Source organism: Streptomyces sp. NRRL WC-3549, from assembly GCF_000721935.1.
GTDB lineage: Bacteria > Actinomycetota > Actinomycetes > Streptomycetales > Streptomycetaceae > Streptomyces.
Genome location: NZ_KL585399.1, coordinates 114,489 through 116,487, shown reverse-complemented (window position 1 = coordinate 116,487; position 1,999 = coordinate 114,489). Strand labels below are relative to the sequence as shown.

Below are 1,999 nucleotides of genomic sequence, written 5' to 3'. Positions count from 1 at the left end.
TGCTGGACGGGATCAGCGGGACCGCCGCCTCCGTCGAGGCCGTCAACACCGTCGTCCTCACCGAGGACGGCCGTCGGACCGGCGACAACACCGACATCCCCGGCATGGTCGCGGCCCTGCGCGAACGCGGCGTCGGCACGGTCGAGTCCGCCGCGATCCTCGGCGCCGGCGCCACGGCGTCCTCCGCCCTGGCCGCCCTCGCCGGGATCTGCGCCGGGCCGGTCACCGCGTACGTCCGCAGCGCGGCCCGCGCCGACGAGATGCGCGGCTGGGGCGAGCGACTCGGAGTCGACCTCCGCACGGCCGACTGGGCCGACGCGGCCCAGGGCCTGCGGGCCCCCCTGGTGATCGCCACCACCCCGGCCGGGACGACGGACGCCCTGGCCGGCGCCGTACCGGAGTCTCCCGGCACGCTGTTCGACGTGCTGTACGAGCCCTGGCCGACGGCGCTGGCCTCCCGCTGGTCGGCGGGCGGAGCGGCCGTGGTCGGCGGGCTCGACCTGCTCGTGCACCAGGCCGTCCTCCAGATCGAGCAGATGACCGGGCGCGAGGCGCCGCTCGCCGTCATGCGGGCGGCGGGGGAGGCCGCGCTGGCGGCGCGCGGACGGTAGGAACGTCCGTCTGATGGACCGGCGGCCGGTGGGCGCCCCCGGCCGTGGGAGGATCAGGGGCGGCGGGCCAGGGCCGCGCACCCGGTCGCGCCGTCGCAGTTACAGGCGCGAGCATGAGGAGCACCGTTGAGCAGGTTGCGCTGGCTGACCGCCGGAGAGTCGCACGGCCCCGCACTGGTGGCGACGCTGGAGGGTCTTCCCGCCGGTGTCCCCGTCACCACGGAGATGGTGGCGGACGCGCTCGCCAGGCGGCGGCTCGGTTACGGGCGCGGCGCCCGGATGAAGTTCGAGAGGGACGAGGTCACCTTCCTCGGTGGTGTGCGGCACGGCCTGACCATGGGCTCGCCCGTCGCCGTCATGGTGGGCAACACCGAGTGGCCCAAGTGGGAGCAGGTCATGTCGGCCGACCCGGTCGACCCCGAGGTGCTGGCCGAGCAGGCCCGCAACGCCCCGCTGACCCGGCCCCGCCCCGGCCACGCCGACCTCGCCGGGATGCAGAAGTACGGCTTCGACGAGGCCCGCCCGGTCCTGGAGCGGGCCAGCGCCCGGGAGACCGCGGCCCGTGTGGCCCTCGGCGCCGTCGCCCGCTCCTACCTCAAGGAGACCGCGGGCATCGAGATCGTCTCCCACGTCGTCGAGCTGGCCGCGGCCAAGGCGCCCTACGGCGTCCACCCCCGGCCCTCCGACGTGGAACGCCTCGACGCCGACCCGGTGCGCTGCCTGGACGCCGACGCGTCGAAGGCGATGGTCGCGGAGATCGACCAGGCCCACAAGGACGGCGACACCCTCGGCGGCGTCGTCGAGGTGCTCGCGTACGGCGTCCCGGTCGGTCTCGGCTCGCACGTGCACTGGGACCGCAGGCTCGACGCCCGGCTGGCCGGCGCGCTGATGGGCATCCAGGCCATCAAGGGCGTCGAGGTCGGCGACGGCTTCGACCTCGCCCGGGTCCCCGGCTCCAAGGCGCACGACGAGATCGTGGCCACCGAGAACGGCATCAAGCGCACCTCCGGCCGCGCGGGCGGTACCGAGGGCGGACTGACCACCGGTGAACTGCTGCGGGTGCGCGCCGCGATGAAGCCCATCGCCACCGTGCCCCGCGCGCTCGCCACCGTCGACGTCGTCACCGGCGAGGCGGCCAAGGCCCACCACCAGCGTTCCGACGTCTGCGCCGTCCCGGCCGCCGGGATCGTGGCCGAGGCCATGGTCGCCCTGGTCCTGGCCGACGCCGTCGCGGAGAAGTTCGGCGGGGACAGCGTGGCCGAGACCCGCCGCAACGTGCAGTCGTACCTCTCCCACCTCCAGATCCGGTGAGCGGCCCGCTGATCGTCCTCGTCGGCCCGATGGGGGTCGGCAAGTCCACCGTGGGCGAACTCCTCGCCGAACGGCTG

At 75.1% G+C, this 1,999-nt stretch carries 2 protein-coding genes; both read left to right on the top strand.

Going from position 1 to position 1,999, the window contains the following annotated elements; genetic code table 11:
* The coding region (locus IH13_RS0115445) for a shikimate dehydrogenase (RefSeq protein WP_031084785.1) at positions 1-611 on the top strand (611 nt) is incomplete at its 5' end.
* Positions 612-737: 126 nt separating this feature from the next.
* On the top strand, positions 738-1,922 hold the full coding sequence (gene aroC / locus IH13_RS0115440; protein WP_031084783.1) for a chorismate synthase: 1,185 nt from the start codon (positions 738-740) through the stop codon (positions 1,920-1,922).
* Positions 1,923-1,999: the final 77 nt, after the last annotated feature.